Annotated in this window: 20 protein-coding genes and 1 tRNA gene; 15 read left to right on the top strand and 6 right to left on the bottom strand. The window is 37.2% G+C overall.

Going from position 1 to position 22,878, the window contains the following annotated elements; translation table 11 throughout:
- The first annotated feature begins 13 nt into the window (after window positions 1–13).
- From hisB to hisI, 5 genes are read left to right on the top strand one after another with little or no spacing between them, the layout of a single operon-like run.
- A complete protein-coding gene (gene hisB, locus C6988_RS09195; protein ID WP_182134861.1) occupies window positions 14–601 on the top strand; it encodes an imidazoleglycerol-phosphate dehydratase HisB in 588 nt (195 codons plus the stop codon).
- Window positions 601–1,209 carry an imidazole glycerol phosphate synthase subunit HisH gene (gene hisH, locus C6988_RS09190; protein WP_182134859.1) on the top strand — a complete coding sequence of 203 codons (609 nt, stop codon included), beginning with the start codon at window positions 601–603 and terminating at the stop codon, window positions 1,207–1,209. Before hisB ends, hisH begins: the two co-directional genes overlap by 1 nt.
- Window positions 1,206–1,910 carry a 1-(5-phosphoribosyl)-5-[(5-phosphoribosylamino)methylideneamino]imidazole-4-carboxamide isomerase gene (gene hisA, locus C6988_RS09185; protein WP_182134857.1) on the top strand — a complete coding sequence of 235 codons (705 nt, stop codon included), beginning with the start codon at window positions 1,206–1,208 and terminating at the stop codon, window positions 1,908–1,910. Before hisH ends, hisA begins: the two co-directional genes overlap by 4 nt.
- Window positions 1,907–2,710, top strand: coding sequence for an imidazole glycerol phosphate synthase subunit HisF (gene hisF, locus C6988_RS09180; protein WP_182134855.1), 804 nt, complete (start codon window positions 1,907–1,909; stop codon window positions 2,708–2,710). Before hisA ends, hisF begins: the two co-directional genes overlap by 4 nt.
- A 22-nt stretch (window positions 2,711–2,732) precedes the next feature.
- The gene (gene hisI / locus C6988_RS09175; RefSeq protein ID WP_182134853.1) at window positions 2,733–3,065 is read left to right on the top strand and encodes a phosphoribosyl-AMP cyclohydrolase; all 333 of its coding nucleotides are present in this window, start codon (window positions 2,733–2,735) and stop codon (window positions 3,063–3,065) included.
- Here the strand turns inward: hisI and C6988_RS09170 are convergent.
- Window positions 3,062–3,571 (bottom strand): hypothetical protein, encoded by a 510-nt coding sequence (locus C6988_RS09170; protein ID WP_182134851.1) that lies wholly within the window; start codon window positions 3,569–3,571, stop codon window positions 3,062–3,064. The two genes, hisI and C6988_RS09170, sit on opposite strands and share 4 nt — an antisense overlap.
- A gap of 166 nt (window positions 3,572–3,737) precedes the next feature.
- Here C6988_RS09170 and C6988_RS09165 point away from each other — a divergent pair, with 166 nt between their 5' ends.
- From C6988_RS09165 to C6988_RS09130, 8 genes are all read left to right on the top strand, one after another.
- Window positions 3,738–4,952 (top strand): threonine synthase, encoded by a 1,215-nt coding sequence (locus C6988_RS09165; RefSeq protein ID WP_182134924.1) that lies wholly within the window; start codon window positions 3,738–3,740, stop codon window positions 4,950–4,952.
- Window position 4,953: 1 nt separating this feature from the next.
- A complete protein-coding gene (locus C6988_RS09160; RefSeq protein WP_182134849.1) occupies window positions 4,954–6,294 on the top strand; it encodes a ThiF family adenylyltransferase in 1,341 nt (446 codons plus the stop codon).
- A 214-nt stretch (window positions 6,295–6,508) separates the two neighbouring features.
- The gene (locus tag C6988_RS09155; protein ID WP_182134847.1) at window positions 6,509–11,731 is read left to right on the top strand and encodes a beta strand repeat-containing protein; all 5,223 of its coding nucleotides are present in this window, start codon (window positions 6,509–6,511) and stop codon (window positions 11,729–11,731) included.
- 147 nt (window positions 11,732–11,878) lie between these two features.
- Window positions 11,879–12,826: a methyl-accepting chemotaxis protein gene (locus C6988_RS09150; protein ID WP_182134922.1), complete on the top strand. Its 948-nt coding sequence runs from the start codon at window positions 11,879–11,881 to the stop codon at window positions 12,824–12,826.
- A gap of 30 nt (window positions 12,827–12,856) precedes the next feature.
- Window positions 12,857–16,444 (top strand): S8 family serine peptidase, encoded by a 3,588-nt coding sequence (locus tag C6988_RS09145; RefSeq protein ID WP_342752383.1) that lies wholly within the window; start codon window positions 12,857–12,859, stop codon window positions 16,442–16,444.
- 119 nt (window positions 16,445–16,563) lie between these two features.
- The gene (locus C6988_RS09140; protein WP_182134845.1) at window positions 16,564–17,172 is read left to right on the top strand and encodes a ubiquinol-cytochrome c reductase iron-sulfur subunit; all 609 of its coding nucleotides are present in this window, start codon (window positions 16,564–16,566) and stop codon (window positions 17,170–17,172) included.
- The gene (locus C6988_RS09135; RefSeq protein WP_182134843.1) at window positions 17,153–18,733 is read left to right on the top strand and encodes a cytochrome b; all 1,581 of its coding nucleotides are present in this window, start codon (window positions 17,153–17,155) and stop codon (window positions 18,731–18,733) included. The genes C6988_RS09140 and C6988_RS09135 overlap by 20 nt, the downstream gene beginning before the upstream one ends.
- A 48-nt stretch (window positions 18,734–18,781) precedes the next feature.
- Window positions 18,782–19,246, top strand: a complete 465-nt coding sequence (locus C6988_RS09130; protein ID WP_255464460.1) for a cupredoxin domain-containing protein — start codon at window positions 18,782–18,784, stop codon at window positions 19,244–19,246.
- On the opposite strand, the gene C6988_RS09125 is transcribed toward C6988_RS09130, so the two are convergent.
- The 4 genes from C6988_RS09125 to C6988_RS09110 form a co-directional block, all read right to left on the bottom strand.
- A complete protein-coding gene (locus C6988_RS09125) occupies window positions 19,243–19,590 on the bottom strand; it encodes a hypothetical protein (RefSeq protein WP_182134841.1) in 348 nt (115 codons plus the stop codon). The two genes, C6988_RS09130 and C6988_RS09125, sit on opposite strands and share 4 nt — an antisense overlap.
- 45 nt (window positions 19,591–19,635) lie before the next feature.
- Window positions 19,636–19,710: transfer RNA gene (locus tag C6988_RS09120), tRNA-Arg, on the bottom strand.
- A gap of 33 nt (window positions 19,711–19,743) precedes the next feature.
- Window positions 19,744–20,586 (bottom strand): DNA-3-methyladenine glycosylase 2, encoded by an 843-nt coding sequence (locus C6988_RS09115; RefSeq protein WP_182134839.1) that lies wholly within the window; start codon window positions 20,584–20,586, stop codon window positions 19,744–19,746.
- On the bottom strand, window positions 20,587–21,852 hold the full coding sequence (locus tag C6988_RS09110) for an MBL fold metallo-hydrolase (protein WP_182134837.1): 1,266 nt from the start codon (window positions 21,850–21,852) through the stop codon (window positions 20,587–20,589).
- 112 nt (window positions 21,853–21,964) lie between these two features.
- On the opposite strand from C6988_RS09110, the gene C6988_RS09105 reads away from it, so the two are divergent.
- The gene (locus C6988_RS09105; protein WP_182134835.1) at window positions 21,965–22,177 is read left to right on the top strand and encodes a hypothetical protein; all 213 of its coding nucleotides are present in this window, start codon (window positions 21,965–21,967) and stop codon (window positions 22,175–22,177) included.
- A 52-nt stretch (window positions 22,178–22,229) separates the two neighbouring features.
- Here the strand turns inward: C6988_RS09105 and C6988_RS09100 are convergent, their stop codons facing one another.
- Window positions 22,230–22,433 carry a hypothetical protein gene (locus C6988_RS09100; RefSeq protein WP_182134833.1) on the bottom strand — a complete coding sequence of 68 codons (204 nt, stop codon included), beginning with the start codon at window positions 22,431–22,433 and terminating at the stop codon, window positions 22,230–22,232.
- A 125-nt stretch (window positions 22,434–22,558) separates the two neighbouring features.
- Between C6988_RS09100 and C6988_RS09095 the strand changes: the two genes are divergently transcribed.
- Window positions 22,559–22,861 carry an ATP-binding protein gene (locus C6988_RS09095; protein ID WP_182134831.1) on the top strand — a complete coding sequence of 101 codons (303 nt, stop codon included), beginning with the start codon at window positions 22,559–22,561 and terminating at the stop codon, window positions 22,859–22,861.
- Window positions 22,862–22,878 lie beyond the last annotated feature (17 nt).

The raw sequence follows: 22,878 nt of genomic DNA, 5'->3' as shown, positions 1-22,878 counted from the left end.
ACACTAAACTGCTATGGGCTCTAGAAAAAGTACAATCAAGCGCTCAACAAAAGAGACTGATGTTTCTGTCAGTGTGAATCTTGATGGTACAGGAAACACGAATATCAAGACAGGAATCAATTTTCTTGATCATTTGATTGTTGCATTTGGGAAACACTCAATGATGGATCTTAAAGTTAATGCAAAATCTAATGACAAAATCACACACCACTTAATTGAAGACACTGCCATCACGATTGGTTCAGCAATAGACAAAGCACTTGGAAATCGTTCAGGTATTACAAGATTTAGCTATGCATCAGTACCTATGGATGAATCCTTAGCAGAAACCTCAATTGATTTGATTAAAAGACCATTTTATAATCTGAATCTGACAATGAAGCGTACAAAAGTTGAAGATATCTCACGAGAAGACATTGAGCATTTCTTTCAATCATTACTACAGAATCTTAACTGCTGTATCCACCTTACTGTAAAGTATGGAGATAATGACCATCACAAAGTCGAAGCTGCAATGAAATCATTAGCGGTTGCATTTAGAACGGCATCCTCAAAAGATAAAAAACAGAAAGGAATTCCAAGTACTAAAGGTTCTATGTAATGGTTAAAGTAGCAATATTTGATTACGGTGCTGGAAATATTTTCAGCCTAAAGAACTCTTTAGAAAAAAATGATGCAAATGTTGATGTAATTACTAGCTTTGATAAATCTAAAGAATATTCTGGAATCTTACTTCCTGGAGTAGGGAACTTTGATCCCGCAATTAAAAGCATTACAGAAAATTCAAAGACAGATTTTCAGGATTATGTCAAAGAAAAAATTCCAGTACTTGGAATTTGTCTTGGTATGGAGATGTTTTTCTCAAAGAGTGAAGAAGGAAAGGAAGAAGGATTAGGAGTAATTGACGGTGAAGTTATCGTACTACCAAATACGATGAAGGTACCGCATATGGGCTGGAACAGCTTGGAGATAAAAAAACATAGTACAATTTTAGAGGGGGTTGATGATGGAGCATGGGTATACTTTGTACATTCGTATAGAGCAAAACCTGCATCAGACGATATTATAGCAGCAAATGCTGATTATGGAATTAAAGTTCCAGCGGTAATAGAACAGGATAATTTCTTTGGCACACAATTTCACCCTGAAAAATCTGGCGCTGTAGGAAGAATCATGCTCAAAAATTTTCTCAGAGAGTGCCAAAAGTGAAGATAATTCCTGCAATTGATCTAATGGATGGCAAAGTTGTACGCTTGTACAAAGGGGATCCTAATCAAAAAACCATCTATAGTGATAACCCAAATGAAATTTCCAAAAAATGGGAAAATGCCGGAGCAGACATGTTGCATATTGTAGACCTTGATGCAACACTTGGGAGGGGTACCAATATTACTATCATAGAAGAAATGACAAGTAAATTATCTATACCATTTGAAGTTGCAGGTGGATTAAGAGATGAATCAATCATTCAACAAGTATTGGAATTTTGCCCTAGAGTTGTTTTGGGCACACTGGCTTTCAAAGAAAAAAATACTTTGAAATCATTATTAGAAAAATTTGGTAAAGAAAAGATTGTAATTTCTGCAGATCATCTTGATGGAAAAATTGTGGTTAATGGTTGGCAAACAAACACTGATATCAATTTGATCAATGCTGTAAAAGACTTTTTGAATATGGGATTTTCTGAATTTTTGGTAACCAATGTTAGTAGAGATGGAACAATGCAAGGACCCGATCTGAATTATTTAGAGAAAGTATGCTCCTTAAAAGATACCAACATTATCGCAAGCGGAGGAATCTCCAACATTAATGATGTCAAATTAGTAAAGGAAAAAAATGCATTTGGAGTGATTCTTGGAAAGGCACTATACGAAAATCAAATTACTATTGAGGAGGCAAAAAAACTATGACATTAACAAAAAGAGTCATACCCTGTCTTGATGTAGCAAACGGACGAGTAGTTAAAGGATTGAATTTTGAATCACTAAAGGATGCAGGAGATCCTGTAGAGTTGGCCAAAAAATATAGTGATGAAGGAGCTGATGAACTAATTTTCCTTGATATAACAGCATCTGAAGAAAAACGTGAAACGATAAAATCATTGGTATCAAAAGTTGCCAAAGTTATTGATATTCCATTTACTGTAGGTGGTGGAGTTAACACATTACAACATGCTAGAGATATACTACTTAGTGGTGCTGACAAAGTGGCACTTAATACCGGCGCCATAAAGAATCCAACAGTAATTACTGAATTAATGAAACTCTTTGGAAGACAATGTGTTGTAGTGGCAATTGATGCCAAAAGAAATTATGACGTCACAAAAGCTAAAAATATTTTTTCTGAGGAAGGAAAAAAGTTTTGGTTTGAAGTTTTCATCTTTGGTGGAAAGAAAGAGACTGGAATCGACGCCGTTGAATGGGCAAAAAAATCTCAAGAATTTGGTGCAGGAGAAATTCTTCTAACTAGTATTGATAAAGATGGAACAAAAGATGGTTATGATGTAATTCTGACCAGTGCTATAGTAAATTCTGTATCTCTTCCTGTAATAGCAAGTGGCGGATGTGGAAAACCAGAAGATATGACTGAAATCTTTCAAAAATCAAACGTAGATGCAGCACTGGCAGCTTCCATATTTCATTATAATACTCATGGTGTTAAAGGAGTAAAATCTGTTTTAAAAGAAAAAAATATTCCTGTAAGATTATAAACAATACTGGAGTAATAATACAATGGAAAAAACAATTGAAGAGATTGATTTTCAAAAAGACGGTGGCCTTGTTCCAGTTATAGTTCAAGATGCAAACACTCGTGAGGTTTTGACTTTGGCTTACTCCAATAAAGAATCATTGGAATTAACAAAAAAAACTGGCAAGTCATGGTTCTGGAGCAGATCAAGGAAAAAACTTTGGATGAAAGGTGAAGAATCTGGTAATACACAAGCAGTAAAACAAATACTTGTTGATTGTGACCAAGATGCTATCATTTATCTTGTAGAGCCATCAGGACCTGCATGTCACACTGGTGAAAAAAACTGCTTTCACTATTATTTGAAAAAAGATTAATCAGTTCCGTTAACTGATGGACCTACTAATTCAGTACTTGGTCTTTTGATTGGTTTTATCTCAGCTTCAGCACCACGTATCCATTCGTCTATTATTTCAAATTTAATCGGAGCATAGTTAGTTCCATTAAACACCAGAGTCCAGTTTCCTATTAGCTGTTGTGGATCGTAAATTCCTGTATATGGTGATGTATCTGGTTCATAATATTGATTGAATCCTGATTTTTGTCTACCATCAAATAGTATTGTATGCGCTCTTATTCCTTCAGGCGTTAGAAAATCTACTTTCCCCATATCGTTTGGTTGTAATCCTTGAATTGAAATGAATACTTTTTCTCCCACTTTGTAAACTTCTTTATTTATTGCAAATGGTCCTGATCTATTCCATTCTGGTTCTTCAATTATTACTTGCGGAATATTTTCTGTTTTTTCCTCAGATACAAGAATGACAGTAATTACGCTAATCACAATAATTACACCTGCACCGATAGTAATTGCTTTTTTCATTTCGGTCTTTAATCTTGAGATTCAGTTAATATTCTTTTTTGAATAAAAATAATTTTTTCTTATAATTCGATCATTAATCATCTTACTTAATTTTTATACCTATAAAATTAAGTAATACTTAACTTGATATTAGGATTTTTTATCAATACTATACAAGAGTAGAACGATCATGAGGATTTCCCTAGAATGTAGAGAATGTAAAAAGCACTATGAGCCTACTTTCAAGTATATTTGTGAAGACTGTTTTGGACCTCTAGATGTAAAATATGACTTTCCCAAAGTCAACAAAGACACATTTTCAAACAGAGAACATACCTATTGGCGTTACTTTGAATTATTACCGATTCTAGAAAAATCAAACATTATCAGTATTGATGCTGGCATGACTCCTCTAGTTAGGGCAGAAAAACTTGGCAAAGAATTAGGACTGAACAAGCTTTACATAAAAAATGACTCTGTTAACCCTACATTTTCATTTAAAGACAGACCTGCCGGTATTGCAGTATCAAAGTCAAAAGAATTTGGATTATCCGCAGTTGGTTGCGCATCAACTGGTAATCTAGCTTCTGCTACTGCAGCTCATGCTGCAAAGGGTGGATTTCCATGCCACATTTTTGCACCAAGTGACATTGAGATGCCAAAGATTGCACAAGCACTATCTTATGGTGCAAACTTTATCGCAGTTGATGGAACATATGATGACGCAAATAGAATTGCTGCACAAATTGGTGATAGCAAGGGCATTGGTATTGTTAACATCAACATGCGCTCATACTATGTTGAAGGCTCAAAAACACTGGCCTATGAAGTTGCAGAACAACTAGATTGGCAGGTGCCTGATCAACTTGTTGTACCAGTAGGTAGTGGTGCAATGCTTAATGCAATATGCAAAGGATTTGAAGAATTACAAAATATTTCATTGCTAAATGATGTTTCTAACATGCATATGGTTGCAGCCCAACCAACAGGTTGCGCACCAATTGTTACTGCATTTAAGAAAAAAAGTTATGAAGTAATTCCAGTAGAACAACCTGATACAATAGCAAAGAGTTTAGCAATTGGTGATCCTGGTGATGGCCGATATGTTCTAAAACGATTAAAACAGTACAATGGTTTTGCAGAAGAATCAAACAACAAAGAAATTCTTGATGCAATACTGTTACTTGCAAAGACTGAAGGAATTTTTACAGAACCTGCTGGCGGAGTATCTGTTGCGGTATTGAAAAAACTGGTAGACGAAGGCAAGATTGACAAAAATGATACTACCGTCTGTTATGTCACTGGCAATGGATTAAAAGCCACTGAATCACTAATGGAAGTGTTGCCAAAACCACAAGTAATGCAAGCAGATGTTGCAAAGATTTCCGCGGTAGTAAAGTAGCATGTCTAGTCTAACATTTACTATTCCTTCTGTATTAAATCAAGGTGGGGGAGAAAAAAAAGTCGAGATATCTGCTGATACTCTATCTGATGCATTTTCCAAAGTTTCTGAGATAATGGGTGATGACTTTAAACGACGTGTACTAAACGATGATGGAACCCCTCGTTCTCTGATTAACATTTACATCAATGGGAAAAATGCAAAATTCTCAGACGGAATGAATACTGCATTAAAGGATGGAGATGAAATCTACATTTTACCTGCAGTAGCTGGAGGTTCAGAGCTATCAAATGATGATCTTGATCGATATTCACGACAAGTAATGCTTGAAGAGATTGGTTATCAGGGGCAGATTAAACTTCGCAATGCAAAGGTTTGTGTTGTTGGTGTCGGTGGATTGGGAAATCCAATCACCTCTAGATTAGTTGCAATGGGTGTTGGCAAAATTCGAATAGTTGATAGAGATGTAATCGAGTTTTCTAATTTACATAGGCAAACGCTATTTGATGAATCTGATGTAGGTGAAATCAAAGTAGAAGCCGCTGCAAAAAAATTAAAGAAACTTAATTCTAGTGTAAACATTGAAGCATTAGCTGTTTCTATTAATGATTATAACGCTTCAGAAATTGTTGAAGGCTGTGATATAGTAATTGATGCATTAGATAGTGTCAATGCACGATATGCATTAAACAAAGCTTGTATCGAAAATAATATTCCATTTGTAACTGGAGCTGCTGTTGGAGTTTCAGGACAAGTGTTTACCATACTTCCAAAAGAAACCGCATGTTATCATTGCATGTTTCCTGCACTTGATGAGGATACAATGCCCACTTGTAGCATTGAGGGGGTGCATCCCTCTATACTGTCTATCGTTGGTGGGATTGAAGTTGCAGAGGCAGTAAAAATTTTAATTGGTAAAAACCCAAGTTTATCAAATAAAATATTGCATATTGATTTAGAAAATCTAGATTTTTCTTCTACTAGAACTTTTCGAGCAGAGGAATGTCCAGTATGTGGCTCAGGAAAGAAAGAGGAAAAACAAAAACAAGTCATAATCATAGAAGAACTTTGTGGACGAAATAGAGGAAAACGTACCTTTTCATTAACTCCTACACAAATGTTTGATATTGATGTTGAATCAATTTCAAAGTCTGCAAAAGAAAAAGGATTCCTAGTTGAAAATCAAGGAAACCTTGGACTTTCATTACGAACAAATAATCTCTCTGTCAGCTTTATGAAGAAAGGCTCTGCAGTGATTGTAGGCACAAAAAATGAAAATGATGCCATTGAATTGTATTCCAGACTAACCGGAAAGAAGATTCCATTAATTGAGAGTACGTAATTACTATAGAATTATTTTAAAATAATGGGTAAAATTATGAAAAAATCTGTAATAGATGATAATGATCGAACATCAATTTAAAAAAATTAGAATAAAAATTGTAAAAATTATAAACAAATCTAAATATGAATGAAATTTCTATAGAAATATGAGTAATTGTGGACAAATTGTCCATTAGCCTTTTATACTCAAATTTTTACCAAATGTCAATAACATGAACAACGAGATAGGACGTAAAATAACTAGTCTTACATTAATGACAATTATGATAGCTGGCTCACTGACATTTGCTATTCCGGGAGTTACTCCTGAAGCATTTGCAGTAGCCACACAAAGCAATCCACACCTTTTCGTTTCCGGTGAAGGACACAACTCACTAAATGAGGTAAGTCCAGGAAACGTAATTGAGATTGTTGTAATAGATCCTCTGATCAGTGATACTGACCAGGGTAAAGGTGAACCTAATGTATCACTCAACGGTAAAAAAGTTAGAATGGCACAAGCAACTGATGGTGCTTGGTATGGTTATGTTGCCGATAGAGTATCCATGCAAAACATGGATGCAGTATTGGGCAACACCAACGGAACAGCACAAGCCTTAGGACTTGGACTAAACGTTGGACAATTCTGTTTGAACAGCGCATCAACTCCACTAGGAATTGATTTGTCTGCAACAACAGGGTATGCGGTACCAAGATACTTTGCAAAGGTTGCAGGTGCAGGTAACAACGGAACTGATGGTACTACTGCTCTAGTAGCATGTGGTGCAACATTGACACCAAAGACATCTCTCTTAGGTGCAAACCCAAATCCAGGTGATAAAATAATGAACGTCATCAGAGAGAACGAAACTCTCAACAGTGGCGTTACAGCAACTGGACCAGGACAAATTGGATTCCGTGATACTAACTTTTGGCCATTCATTCAACTCTTTGATATTGCTGAAAACTCAAACATGGTCATCACATACAACAGAGCAGGCGGTAGCGAAACAGTTACACTACTCTTAGATGATGCTCCAGAAGCAAAACCAGTACTTGACAGAACAAAGTACCCATTGGGTGCAGATGTTATTGTAACAATTGCTGACCAAGGATTGAATGTTGACCCAACTGACGAAGATACATGGATATTTGGTACTAATCCATCAAACAAGACCATATTCTATGGTGTTTATGATGAAGATGGTGCAGCAAGAGCTGTTAACACAGTCGCATTGAAAGATGCTTCTGGTGCCAAATCACCAACAATGGGTGACCCACACTTTGATGAACTAGTAGCAATCAATAGAGCCCCACAAGGCACTACTCAAATCGACTTACAAGATAACGAAGACTATCCAATTACTGTTATCACTGCAACAGGCGCAACCAAAGGTTCAGCCGTAATAGGCACTGGCGGTCAAATCACCGCTGCAAGCTTCCCAGTAAACTTTGTTGAAACAGGTGGCAACTCTGCAACCTTTGTCAACTATGGTTCTGGTGACAGCAAAGCAAACCTAAAGGTTGCATCAAATGCAGTAAGAGGACAGACATTTGAGATAGAGTATGATTCTCCAGGATTTGTTTCAGGTCTAGTCGGACACTTCTTTGCAACCATTGATATGGATGGAGCAAGTGTCGGCGATGAATGGAACTCTGGTGAGAGAATCGCAGTTACTTTAACCGATAATGACGCAAACTTGAATGCACTAACAGATGAGGACTTGGATGTAAACAATGCAGCCGTAAAACTCATCCCAACCATCAAGATTGGAAATCCAATTACACTTCCAACAACTACAACAGCAAGTACAACTCTTGTAACCGTGAATAATGGTACCGCATCATCTGGTACTGTAGACACCGTTAACACTAGCTCAACAGTTGAAGCATTCAGCCAAAGAGCAAGAACGCAAATTACAAGTTGTTTCACTACAAATACTCTAACTGCTGGCTCAATTGCCAACAGTTGTGTAAACTTTAGACCAAACTTTGCTGTTAACTACACATTCACTGGTACAACCATGAATGATCTATCAGACTTCCTTAACAACGGAACAACAAACTCAATCTATCATTATCTTAACTACGATATTAGATCCATTACTGCAGCAACAAACAACACCGATACTTTCCACATCCTGATCCAAAACGGAACAGGCGGTGGTCTAGTAGCAAACGGTCAAGTTAACGTTACGAAAGCAGCTATAACTTCAGCACAAGGTCTCATTAGACTAAATGCTGGAGGTAGTGCAAACGCTTTAGGTGGCGGTGCAGTAGTTGGTGACTCATCCATTGGTGGCACAGGCACTCTCGAAGTAGCCTTTGTCTTTAACCAAGGAGCAACTACTATCGCAAACTCTACAGCTTTGACTGCAGCTGTTGACTTCTTTAAATTCGGTACATCCGGCGACGGTGTCGACTTTTCAGACAGATTCAACAATGCAATTTACAGAGCAGAGTTAGAAGAGACTGATGATAACACAGGTGTATTTGTAGGTGATATTGAATACATTATGTTAAACCAACTAAACACTAACCAATCCTCAACATATGAAGGAATTCGTGCATTTGACAATAACCTAAGAATTATTGTCAACGAAGACTTTACTGATGAGGATTCAGTGAGAATTAACTATAACGACTTGGGAGCAGACGGTGTAACAACACAGATTGCTGACCAACAAGAAGCACCTTCTCACTCTGGTGTGGTTTCATTTGATTCAAACACATACAAGATTGCTGACACAGTAACCGTAACACTTGAAGACCAAGACCTTAACACAGATACAGATACTATCGAAATTTACACCGTTGTCACTCAAAGAACTGACAAGGCGTTCCAGGCTGTAGGTTCACCATTCTACGGAGTCAACTCTCAAGGAGATGCATTCGGTAGATTACTTGACATCACATTTGATGATGCAAGATGGACCAACAACCCAACTAACGATGGTACTGCAACATGTGCACCATCCGGTGATACAGGTCTAGTTAGTACAGGATTTACTTTAGTTGAGACAACTGCAGAAAGCGGTGTCTTTACTGGCGACTTCCAAGTCCCAGGAGACTATTGTAACACTGATACTACAACTGCAAGCGTAACAGGTACTGATATGGAAGTTAACTATGTTGATTACAGAGACGCATCCGGTGAGATAATCGAAGTCGGAGATTCTGCAGGAATCAGAGCCAACACTGGTTCAGTCAGCCTAGATAGAACTGTTTACCCAGTTCCATTTGGTATTCCAGCAGACTTTACTGTTCCAACAGGAACATCTGACACTAATGAGTTCTCAATATTCCCAATTCATGCAACAGGAGTTTCTAGTCTGTCTACACAGTCACCAGACTCTTCTGCTAGCCCAGCTGCTACACCAATTACAAAGGCTGGTGCATTCTTGAACAAGGGTGACTTGACAATTCACGTCAGAGTAAACGATCCAGACTTTGACATCTCAGCAAGCGGTGAGGACAAAATCCAACAATCAGTTGCAAGCAAATCTGGCCCTGTGAAGATCACAATGTCCAGAGCAGCCGAAGTATTGACACTAGCAACTGCTGGTAACGTATCTGCAGCCTCAGGTAAGATTACAACTGGTTCAACACCAGTTAGAGTAAACGATGCCGTAGGTAATGCAAAAGAGACCAGAACAACAGAGCTAGGACCAATCACTGAAATCGCACCAGACGCAGGCATCTTTGAGCTAGACTTTGTCATCAGATACACTGATGGCCCAGACAGCTCAATTTGTCCAGAAACCACCTCATTTAAGCACCAAACAAACGGTTCTAGAGGCGGCGAGTCTATGAGATTTGCAACTGCATCCGCAAGCGGTCAAAACTATTGTATCTTACAAGGTGATATCATCACTGTACAATACACTGACCCAACTGATGCATCCGGTGATCCAAACACTGTAACCGATTCTGCTACCTTTGACCTTAGAAATGGTGTATTACAATCTGACAAGTCTGTTTACATTATTGGTTCTGATATGATCTTAACCGTAATTGAACCAGACTGGGACCTCGACAATGACGTTGCTGAAACCTATGATCTTGATCTCATTGAATGGGATTCAGACGCTGCAACCCTATCCATGGGTAACGCAGGTGGTGCAGCAGCTTCCTTTGATCCAGAACCATCTGACTTTAGAGAAACAGGTGACTCTACTGGTATCTTCCAGATAGTCATCGAGATTCCTGAAATCTTAAGTGGCGACAGATTAGAGAGAGGTGAAGAGATTGTACTAGAATATACCGATTGGGGACCATCTGGTGCAGACTATGTTGGACAAGAAGATGAGGACATTAACTTGACCGTTTTCACATCCAACTTTGGCGCAACAGTAGAACTTGACCAGAAAGTTTACACTTGGACTGATAAAGTATACATTACCATCGTCGCACCTGACCACAACTTCGACAGCGACTTGATTGATGAAATTGGTGAAAAACAAACCGATCCAATCAAGGTATCTACAAGAGGCAACTCTATTGATAGATACAGACTCGTCGAGACAGGTACTGACACAGGTATCTTCACGGGTGAAGTAATCCTTACAGGATTCATCCACGATGCCGATGGTGATGGCACTAACGATATTACCGCTCCAGCAAAGTCATCTGCACAGTCAGGACCAACTGATGGATTCTTGCCAGCAGACGATGATGATGGTATTACAGTATCCTTTGAATTCTCAGAGGATGAGACTGTAGTCGGATCAGCATTGATTCGATGGAATATCGGTGAAGTTCAGTGGCTTGAGGCAAGCTACCCAGCAAAAGGTACAGGTGTTGTACGCGTAGTTGACCCAGACATGAACTTGGATCCAGAAGCAGTCGACAACTTTAACGTTGACGTCTGGTCTGACTCCGACGCTGGTGGTATTGACTTGACTGTAACTGAAACTAATGAGGCAACTGGAATATTCGAGGGAACAGTGTTCTTCACTACTACCGATGAATCATCCGGTCACAGACTCAGAGTCTCAGAAGGTGACACAATCACCGCAGAATATGAGGACAATACACTACCTGATCCATACACAACTGCAGACGAACTCGACATTACTGGCACTTCCATCATCGGAACAATTGTACCACCTCTAGAGAGAGCACCAGCTGCTAACGCTAGAGTTGTTGACGCCTTTGGCAATGCACTATCTAGTGTATCCGTAGACCAACAAGTACAAGTAACCGCTGATTTGGCAAACGGCCAAGATAGAGAGCAATCATTTGCATATATCGTACAGATTCAGGATGGAAACGGCGTAACAGTTTCACTGTCATGGATTGAAGGATCCCTAACTGCTGGACAATCATTTAGTCCATCACAGTCTTGGACTCCAAGTGCATCCGGAACATATGAAGCAACAATCTTCGTATGGGAGAGCATTACCAATCCAACAGCATTGTCACCTCCACAAACACTATCAATCACTGTAAATTAAGACTAGAAACATCAAACTATCCTTTTTTTCTTTTTTTTGAATTTAGCAGTTAACGAAAGTTATGCACAAATATCTGGATCATTTTAGCAGAAGTAATATCTAGTAGATGGGAGAAGTCATGTCGAATTGAAACTAATTATTATTGGTATGATGATTTTTCTTAGCTTAGGACTAATCCAAAATTCATACTCTGAAAATCTTAATCTTTTTACAAACAGTAAAGTGTATTCAGAAGGACAACCACTTCTGACTTATGGTAATGCACTACCTAACGAAGATTTACTTATACGATTATTTTCTCCAGATGGCACAATAGCAAACTTTGATCAAATAAAGGTAGACAAAGATGGTATGTTCAATCATGTATTGGTGGTTTGGCCGTCTCCTTCAGCTAATTTTCCATATGGAACATATACTGTTGAAGTACTCAGCCCAGAACAAAATGGAATCTCAAAAAGAGTTGATGTAAAGTTTACTTCTACTTCAGAGCTAGTTGATGTCCCAGTTGACAGACAAATAAACACCATTGTGTTTGTTCCTGAGACAGGAGTAAGAAATGAATCAATCCGTGTTTTTGTTCAAACAACTAGCGATGGATTGCTTATAGAAGGTGAACCCACTACCCTATTAGCCACTACACATGTGCACTTACCAAACGGTTCCGTAGAAAACCTTTCAAATTCATTTCAAACATTACATCAAGGATTGTATTATGTTGATTATATTCCTAAACTATTGGGAACTTATGTCTTTCATGTAGTAACCTTTCATCAAGGAACTGTATCTCATGGCTCTGCAGCCACTACTATACTAAGTCAAGATATCAAAGGAATATCTGAGCAAATAATTGAATTAAATTCAATTCTAGATGAAACATCTGCTGAACTAAATGTCCTAAAATCTGAAATTGAAGGATTTGGCTCTACACTAGAAAAAGCAAGTGGTAATATTGATGCAAGTGTATCTACTGTTTCAAACTCTGTAAGAAATATTGAAGAAGCTTCAGTCCAATTAAACTCATTACTCTTTCCAATAGTAGCATCAATTGGAATTATTGTAGCATTACAAATAGTAATCATTGCACGAAGAAGATAGCTATAATAGTAAAGATACAAAGAAATTTACATGATGCCACAAGTGGCAATTTTTTTAATAGTATTGTTGTTATTTCCGACTTTTTCAGCTCAAGGATTTTTGGGCGGTGATCTACCTTTATCCAATAATATCAATTCCCAAAGTCCATTAATCACAAAATCAGGAATTGTTGAAGTACCACCACAAATTCATGATACTATCCCAAAAGTAAAACGATATCTTGTTTTTGGGAATGAAAATGTAGATGTAAATCAATTCTCATCTAATCAAATTTACTCTATTAACTCTGGTACAGGATTTTTCTTTGTTGGTTTATTTTCTGATGAGATGATACCAAAATTACAAACAAGGGGGTATCACGTAATAGAAGATTTTAAAGTAGATTTTCATTCTAATTCAATTCAAGATGGATCAAAAGTTGCATCTATAATTAATTCTGAATTGGTTCATGAAAAATATGGATACACAGGAAATGGAGTAAACATAGCTATTGTGGATACTGGGGTAGATTTTTCAAACCCTGATGTGGAACATTCTCTTGCTAGGGATAAAAATAATCATCCAATTATGTTGGATGCAGATGGTCAAGGAATCATACTTACAAATGCAACATTTGTCGCAAACATTAATGATGATAGAATAATTAGAAATTATTCAAAAACATTACCTGATTTTGCAACTTCATCAGTGTACAAGACTCGTGATGGGGTCTTTCTTGATGTAAAGCAAGGTGGCAAAGGAACCATAATACAAATTTACAATTCATTTTTTCCACATCAAGGACCTACTCCTGTCTTTAATGGTACATTAAATGACGACATGAAGATAGGTAAAAACAGTAGGGAATTTATCGATTCAAAGAGTGGAATTTATCGCCTTGGAGTAATGTATCAGGGTGCACTGGAAGGACCGCTCACTAGATTACAAGTTGTACCTGTCTTAGTTGTTGATGCAAATATAGCTGGAGTATATGATACGATAATTCCTGACTTGTCAACATCATGGGAAGATTATGTTAGGTTTGAATTACCTAGAGGACAAAAACCAAATTATGATTTTGATTTTACAGATGAAAAACCCATTACACTTGGAAGTGGTAATGAAATTTTAAGGTATGATTTTGATAAGGATGGAAAATTTGATTACAGTGCCGGAACAGTTGGTGCAAGCGTAGTCGATGTCTATGGTGCTGTAACTGATACAAAATCACAACTTGATAAAACACTAAAAGCAATTAACGGAACAGTTCTTCCTCCTATGGATCCTAATGGACAATTTTTTGGTGTTATGACTGATTTTATGGGTCATGGAACATCTAGTGCAGCATCAATTACTTCCAAGGGAATTGAACAATACGATATTTACAATAATACAAAGAAATTTTCAATAAAGGGAATCGCACCTGATGCAAAAATTATACCTGTAAAGGCATTATGGTTTGGTGACAGTGTTTATGCTTGGTTATGGGCAGCAGGGTTTGATAATAAAAACAGCAAGTGGGAATTTCAGGGGCATCCTAGAGCAGATATCATCTCTAACAGCTGGGGAGTTTCAAATTTTCCATTAATGCAGTATGCACCTGGAATGGATTTACTTTCACAAATACTCAACACATTAACAATACCAAAATCATTAGATGAAAACTATCCTGGCGTATTAATGGTATCAAGCGCTGGTAACTCTGGCCATGGATATGGAACAATTGGATTACCAAATGCAGCGCCCTTTGGTCTTGCAGTTGGTGCTACAACAAATAATGTATTTGTTGGATATGGGCCCTTCAAAGATCAACCACGATTTGGAAATACAACCGATCATGCAAATCATATTGTTGATTTTTCCAGTAGAGGCCCTGGATTAATTGGTGATCCAAAACCAGATATTATGAGTATTGGAGCTCACGGTTTCACTCCATCTGCAGTAACAAAACTCAAAAAGGATTCCAAACAGGAGGCCTTCTCCCTGTATGGTGGAACCAGTATGGCCGCCCCTTTGGTATCTGGCAGTGCAGCAATAGTAGTTGAAGGACTAAACGATAATTCTCAGAAAGCAGATTCATTTAGAATAAAAAATATCTTAATGTCGACTGCCACTGATCTACAAAATGATCCTTTCACGCAAGGCTCTGGACTAGTTAATGTAGGCAGCGCAATAGAATTTGTAAAAGGTAAAGATGGAAAATTTATTGTCTATAATGATGCAACTTATACAAACATTAAAAAAATTTTAGATGGGCCTCTATCACTAATCAATTCTACCTCATTTGGTCTAGAAAGATTTGAAATGCCTTCAAAGATAATGCATACCTCTAATTGGTTTGGTGGTCAGTTGTTACAAGGAGAGAGAAGTTCTGCAAAATTTACAATTGAGAATCCAACTAATGTAACCTTGAAGATCCAAATCACACCAAAATATTTTGAGTTAATAAAGACAGATAAATTCAGTGGAGAAACTATTCCGCATGTTCAAGATCCGGTATTACAAAAACCAAATACATTTTCACCAAATTATATTCAACTTGCAGATGTAAAACAGTATGATGATTTAGCATCTTACTATTCTGAAAAGAAATTCATTCCAGAAGATGCATCATTATTGGTTCTTAATGCAAATTTTAATTTTAAACAATTCATGAATTTCACTAATGATATTTATGCAAATGATCTACGGATAGCATCGCTTTATCTTTATGACTGGTCTGATAACAACAACGATACCAAAGTTTCAAGTGATGAACTATCAATGGTAAATAGAGCAGGCTCATGGGGAACTGTTCAAGAAATGCGAGTAGCAGAACCTTCTTCAAAATTTTCTGATGTTCCATTAGTTGGCGTGTATCCTGTTCCAACACGATACTCATACTGGTTGGGTGACACACGACTAAATTCTACATCAATGGAATATGATCTTTCTGCAAACTATTACAAGAAAAATTTTTGGAGTACTATATGGCTTGATAACAATTTCATTGAAGTACCGCCAGAAAGCAAGTCACATGTTTATGCAACAATCTTTGTACCAACTGGATATCAAACAGGAACGTATCAAGGATTTTTAGAGTTTGCCAGTGATTCTCATACAGTAAACATTCCAGTTTCGTTTGCAGTAATACAAAAAATTCCTAAAGAAGATTCACTTGTGTTAATTAATGGAAAAGAAACAGATGATGTATTGTATGGAACAAGTTATACCAAGGGTGCATTTGACATGGTAAACCGATACATGGCGGGTGATTGGCGACAATTTTATTTTGACATTAATGATGCACAAATCAATACTGCTGCAATAGAGATATCTTGGGAAAATCCAGATACGAACCTTTCAGTATTTGCTGTAGATCCAAAAGGTCGAATAGTTCAAAGTAATGTTCCATCTGGAGTATTTGGTCATTTCATGAGCTGGGCCTCAAATGACTGGCTTGGTCCTTCTCCGTTTAGTCAAGGTGGGGGTTTCTTCCCAGTAAAAAACAAAGATGATACCTCAACTGTTTTGTATGTGCCAATTAATCAAACTGGAACATACAGTCTGATGACTCACACTACGCTATTTGGTGGTAACTCTACAACAGAACCAATTACAATAGCTGCAAAATTTACTAACATCTCTCCAAACCAATAATCGATTTTATCTAATATTGCGATCACAGATGAAATTTTCTTTTTGTTATAACTGGGAAGATAATTTTATCAAAAACCTGAAACAAGGTTTATAAACAATTTGGCGAGTACGGAGCTTGAATGTCAGAGCAGGGGCGCCAAAAGAGCGGTGGTTTATCTAGACGAGATTTTCTAAAATTAATGGGTGCTGCAGGAACTGGACTTGCATTTGCTCCTTTTGTTCCATGGGGAAATTTCATGCCAAACCCATCATCTGCGACTTTAGAAAAAGTTCCAGTTGAATTACCAGATGGAACACAAGCTAACGTCAAAACTTTTCCAATTAATCATGCTGAAGTAATCACTTATCCAAAAACTGGTGACAGAGTATTAGATGAAGAAGCATTTCGAAAATGGCAATTTATTAGATTACCAAAAGAACTAGGTGGAGAAAAACAAGAAGCTACATCATTTAGAGCTTTTAGCATGGTGTGTCTTCATCTCTGGTGTTTGTGGAAGTATTGGCCTGATGAGGGTAGAAGAAGAGGTGAATGTCCATGTCATGGAAGTATGTATAGTCCTACCACAGGAACTGCTTTTGCTGGACCTGCGTCATTACAAGCACCACCATCTAACACATTACCACAATTAACTTTTGAAGCTGATGCCGATGGATTCTTGTGGATTCAACCACCTACGTGGGGAGTAAATGAAAATGGAGTAATAGGATATGGCCGTTTCGTTAAATAGACATACGGGAGCAGTTGCTTTCTTTTACTGGATATGGGATGGATTAGATAGAACCATCTTTACTGCAATCAAGTTTTCATTCCCTGCAAGATTTGTAAGCCCATTTGGATTTTTGGGGATGTTAACATTCATCGTTTTTGTTATTCTTGGAATTTCTGGCGCTCTGTTGATGTTTTACTATCAACCAATACTAGATAGAGCATGGGATAGTGTAAAATTCATCAACGACGAAGTTCCATTTGGTTTTCATATTAGAAATATTCACTATCATGGTTCCAACGCAATGGTTCTCTTGGCAATACTACACATGTATTATCAATACTTTAGCGGAAGATACAAAATTAGAAATGAAATTCTTTGGGTTACTGGTGTTATACTAGGTACTGTAACTATTCTTGAAGCATTCACGGGATATGATATAATATTTAGCGAAAGAGCTGAGCTTGCGATTAGTATTGCTGCATCACTGACAAACTCTATACCTGTAGCAGGGCCTGTCATACGGGATACGATGTTCGGTGCGGGATTCTCGGACTTTGTGTTACGATTCTATGCACAACATGTGTTCTTGTTGCCTTTGGTAATGTTAGGATTGATGGCAGTCCACTTCCCACGATTCCTAGTATTTGACGTACCAATGGTAATGGCAATTTCTGGAGCTATTCTGATCACTGGAGGTGTATTCCCAATTGACATGGGATTCAAATTTGAACCCACGGTGCCGCCTGGCATCACAGTACCCGAATGGTACTTGACTGGATTGTATGCATTCCTTAGAACTCAATATGACAAGTTTGTTACTGGCGTTCTTTGGCCTGGCTTGTTCATTCTATCGTTGTTACTGATACCATTCCTTGATAGATACAAGAAATTTTCATGGAAAGATAGACCGATAATCACAGCATTTGGTATAACTGGAATTGCTCAAATCATGGTTACGACTTATTGGGGATTCTATATTCCTGCAGATACAACATTACCTCTAGTCCAACGACTAGTCATTGATCCAATTTACCTCTATTTGGTCATGATTCTGCTGGTTCCAATGGGCTTTGGATTTAGTTATATGATGATTCACTTGGCAAAAGAAGCGGAAAGAAAAGCCAAGATTGCAAAAGAACAAGGACCAAAGAAGATCGCATCAATTAATTTATCTCAAAAGTGGATTAACTGGGTAATTATTGGATTAATTGCATTCCAAGTTTTCCTAAACATTACGGCGTATAATGCTGCTATTTCAGGAATGAATAATCTGTCGTTATTCTTTGTAGGCTTGATACTGATTGTCTTTGCAGCATTCTTCCATGTCTATCGTTATGGACTAAACGAGGCAAAGAAGGCCCCACCTGCACCTCCAAGCATTATGACAGAAGAGCGACCAAAGGCAATTACTGAAGAGTCACAATCAGAGACCCCAAAATTACCTGAAGGCTCTCCTAGTCTAGATGACAAAAAAGAACCACCAAAAGCTGAAGTTGCAACACCCCAAGTAAAAGCAGACGTTGGTTTAAACAACGAAAAAGACACCACACTTGGAACTTCTGATCTAAAGAAATTCTAGTAATTTCTAAAGAAGCTTTATAATATCATCGACGAGTACTGAAATTAGTTGAGCACATCTACAACTTCTCATGCATACGGCATTGGAGTAATTACCGTAATTGTTGGATTAACAGTTGCAATCGGATTTTATCAGATGTTTTATTTGCCAGAATCACTTGCAAAACCTTCAGTTGATGAACATATCCTACACCCAGTAAAAAAGACAATTATTGATATGATACCTGGCTCTGCAAGTGCTGATCAACAAGATAATTTTGTTCCAAAACTTGTCAATATTCAGCTAGGAATAGATAATCATATAGTTTGGAAAAATCTAGATGATGTTCCACATACTGTAACTCCTGATCATCGTATGGCTGATTCTTACAGTGGAGACTTTGGCTCCCCAGGTGTAATCAAAGCTGGTGAAGAATATGAGTTCTTATTTACTGAACCTCATGTAGTTGAGTATCACTGTACACCACATCCTTGGATGACTGGAAAACTAGAGATTACTAAACAAAGATTCTAAGAAATCTTTGCAAAAACAACATCACTTTCAATCTCTTTATGTTGTTCTATAATTGATGCACGAAATTTCACTTCATGAATTTCTTTAGGAATAAATTCTATAACGGCAGTAAATTCTACTTTGTTTTCTGGCATCATATCTCTATTTACAAATAATCGTGAAACATTTTGTGAGATTTGCTTTCCATTATAGGACTTGTAGATGATTAACTCATTTGAATTAAGAATTTGGGTATTAATTACTACGCCATCGTATCTCCCAGGAAAATTTACTTTTATGATGCCTTTTATCTCTTCATTAGGTTTGAAATCTAAATTTTCTAGTTTTAATTCAATATCCTTCATGTAGAATCAATTATGTCAGAAAATAAATAATTTTGTAAATTTAAGCGGGCCCGAAGGGCTTCGATCCCTTGGCCATTGGATTAGAAGTCCAACACTCTATCCATGCTGAGCTACAGGCCCAAGAGTCTGAAAAATATTTACCATATTAAGGGTTTACAACCATTTTTTATGAAAAGCATCTCTTTCCATTTTGAAAAGAAATTGTTGAGAGTATCCTGCATATGGACCAAAATGTGATATGATTTTTTCATGTAACGTATTGTATCTTTTTTCTGTAATTGATTTTCCCTCTATTGGTAAAACATCTTCGTAATATTTTCTCAAAATTTTTAGCATCCAAGTATCCAATGGAAATGCCTCTAGTTTTTCTAATGAAAATAACATTATGCAATCTGCAACTTTATTTCCTATGCCAAAAATTCTTAGTAATTCTTTCTTTGCATCATCATAGCTCATTTTTTTTAGCAATTTCAAATCCATAATTCCATTATCTACTTCTTTTGCTGCTTTTTTTACAAAATCTGCCCTATAGCCCAAACCACATTCTAACAACTCTACATTTGATGCTTCTGCAAGACTGGCAGAAGTAGGAAATAAGAAAAATTCTTTTTTATCAAACTCTATCCTTTCTCCAAATTTTTTACATAATTTGTTTAATGTTGATTTGATGTTTTGAATATTGGAATTTGATGAAACAATAAATGAGATATAGCATTGAAATGGGTCCTGACGAAGCAATCTGAGGCCCTCATTTTGAGAGATTGCTGTTTTTACCACCTCGTCTTTTTTGAGACTTTTTAGAATTTTTCCAATATCATCAGATTCCCTAAAGTAATCCACCTTTACTCCAGAGCTTTTCACTTTCAAATTAGTAGAATCTATACAGAGTACTCTATCCCCATCAATTCCATACCAAAAACCACCCTCCTTTTTCCAAAGAAACACCTGACCGCTATTTATCGTTGAATCTAGATTTATGGTACTCTTTGATGCCATTTAGACTGTGATGATTTCATCAAATGTTGGTGCATGAGCTTCAAAACCAAATTTTTCATGAATCTCTTCTGCAAATTTTATACAAGATTGATTGTCTCCATGTACTGTCAAAACTTTGGGGTTTCCCTTGATCTGTTTTAGCATTTCAAATAGTTCACTTCTGTCTGAATGACCAGAAAACTCAAACTGTTTTACTTGTGCTTCAACTTTCAAATCCTTTCCACGTGTAGAAACTTTTCCAGTCTCCAAAAGTTTTCTTCCAGGAGTTCCTTCACCCTGATATGAAACCAAAGCAATTCCATTTTTGTTATCAAATGCCAAATGTTGAAGATAGTAAACTGCATTTCCACCAACCAACATTCCAGCTGGAGAAATTACGACGCATGGCTCTTCTAGCGCTCTTTTACGTTGTTCATGATCATGAATAGATACTGATTGATTTATTGCATCAGAAAACACTTTTGGATCTCGGAGATACTCTGGATATCTAAACATGATTTCATTTACCTTCAATGCCATTCCATCCATGATAATTTTGTGCTTAAAATTAGAATTTTTCAAAACACATGCAATCTCCTGTGAGCGTTCAACTGAGAAAGAAGGAATGAACAGCGTTCCTTTTCTGTCCATTACCTCATTTGCAAATTCAATCAATCCTGCTTCGGATTCTTGGCGAGGCATTTGATCTGTTTGGGAATAAGTGCTCTCAGTTATCAGCAAGTCAATTTCGCCTACATCAAGATCTGCCTTTCGAAGCATTCTGGAACCTTTAACGTTGATATCACCTGTGTAGAATAACTTCTTTTTTTCTGATTCTAGTAAAACTGTAGCCCCGCCAATTACATGTCCTGATTCTCTAAATTCAAAGGAAGCAGCACCGCGGTTTATCTTTTCTTTGTAACCAATCTCTTTGGTATTTTTAATCATGTTATTTACTTCTGGAATGTCAAATGGATGTGTATTTTTTTCAATTTTGAGCATATCTTCAATTAGTAACCGACTTAGCTCAATGGTTGGTGGTGTCGCATAGACTCTCGAATTTCCACTTACAAACATTGATGGAACATAACCTGAATGATCAAGATGTGCATGGGTGATAATTATCGAATCAACATCCTTTGGTTTGACGTGCAAGGGATATTGTGGTGGGGTCCCTCTTTTTCCAAATAAAACCCCATAATCCAACAAAAGATTTGTTCCATTACAATCGACTAAAAATCCAGAACGACCTACTTCTTGAGCCGCTCCAAGAACTCTTACTTTCAAGAGTCAATTGCTAAAACATCCACCTTAAAGTCTTGTTGATTTGATTCCGATCATTCCATTATGGATGTAATCTTCAAAAGCTTTAATTAGTGCAAGCTAAGATCCGATCCCCATGGGAAGAAGCTTTCAAGAATGGTTAAATCAACAAGACCCAGCATTCGTAGCAAAAGTACGTGCTGGCGATGAGAACAATAAACCACTTCTAAACCAAATTAACTGGATTTGGGTAAAGAACCTTATGGACAAAAAGGCAGACCTAAATCCTTCATCCGCAGAACTTTTGGACTGGGTTACCTCAGGCCAAATCGACGCAATGAGAAAGTAAAACGTGAACTTCACGTTCTTTTCTTTTGTTTTTTAGATATTTTTTAAAAAGATTATCCGCGTTTTGCTTCAATTTCTCCGTCTGTTATCCAACTTAATAGATCCTCTACTGTTGGAATAGACGATGATTCTTTACTTCCCAAAATATTATTCACCCAAAGATAGTTTATCAAATTGAGATGTGGTTTTTCATTCAATGGAATCATCTCCTTTGCTTCATCTGGTAAACTATTGAACCACTGATCAAAACTCCTCATGCAAACTAGTATTAGCTAAAACTAATAAAATTTCAAAACGCGATCACAAAATAGCTATAACCCTGTTATGGATTTCGATTATGGTTTAAATAGTAACTGAGCACTGATCAAAATAAGTGAAATAAATGCCAATAGCAATACTTCCAGACATCGATGAACAGAGATGTATCGGATGCGCACTATGTGTTGAAATCTGTACTTCTCTTGGCCCAGATGTACTTCGTGTAAAACCTGTTGAAGGTTGGAAGAGAGGTAAAGCATTTGTTTTCTATCCAGAGAGATGCATCTCAGACGGTGCATGCATTGGGGTTTGCCCAACAAAATCAATCTTCTGGATGAGACCAATGAATTACACTGCAGGACAGCCTGTACCTCTTCACAAGAACGGAGTTTTCATCAAAGGATGGGCAGAAGACGCCGCTCTATAAGCGCGGTATCTTTCGTA

Source organism: Nitrosopumilus sp. b1, assembly GCF_014078545.1.
Taxonomy (GTDB): Archaea; Thermoproteota; Nitrososphaeria; order Nitrososphaerales; family Nitrosopumilaceae; genus PXYB01.
This window is presented reverse-complemented; position numbering and strand designations above follow the sequence as displayed.